Origin of the sequence: Alteromonas sp. a30, from assembly GCF_026788005.1 — a bacterium.
Taxonomy (GTDB): Bacteria; Pseudomonadota; Gammaproteobacteria; order Enterobacterales; family Alteromonadaceae; genus Paraneptunicella.
The window spans coordinates 1-696 of record NZ_JABEPE010000095.1 but is presented as its reverse complement, the minus strand read 5'-3'; the positions used below and the strand labels follow the sequence as shown (position 1 = coordinate 696).

Here is a 696-nt window from a genome sequence, read left to right as displayed (position 1 = left end):
CTTATCCCTAAAAAGCCCGGCGAACATATTAAAACCGACCGTCGAGATGCGTTGAAGCTGGTGAAGTTATTAAAGTCAGAAGACCTCACGCCAATCTATGTACCTGAGCCCGAAGATGAAGCAGTCCGCGATTTATCTCGCGCTCGTGAAACCGCCATGAAAGATTTGAAAGAAGCCAAGTACCAACTCAAAGCATTATTGCTACGCAACAACATTCGGTACGCTGGTACCGCCAATTGGTCGAAGAAGCACCTACGTTGGCTCACAGAATTGATATTACCCCATCCCGCGCAACACATCGTTTTACAGGAGCAACTGCAAACCATTGAGGAGCGTATTCGGCGCTTGGAAAGATTGGATAATGAATTAACACACCATGTTCACCAGTGGCGCTACTATCCGGTAGTAAAAGCCATTCAGGCTATGCGAGGCGTTAGGTTATTAGTGGCTGTCGGTGTTGTTGCTGAGTTAGGCGATTTACACCGATTCGACCATCCCAGAAAGCTCATGGCCTATTTAGGTTTAGTGCCAAGCGAGCACTCCTCTGGGGGCAAACGACACTTAGGAGCCATTACCAAAGCCGGTAATGGTCGAGCAAGAAGACTGCTGGTTGAAGGCGCACACGCTTATCGTTATCCAGCAAACATCTCGACTGACATACAACTGCGCCAAGAAGGGTTACCCAAAGACATCGTT

At 48.3% G+C, this 696-nt stretch carries 1 protein-coding gene; it reads left to right on the top strand.

Going from position 1 to position 696, the window contains the following annotated elements:
* Positions 1-696: IS110 family transposase (locus HJG39_RS19350; RefSeq protein ID WP_268412069.1), on the top strand; the 696-nt coding region annotated here is incomplete at both ends.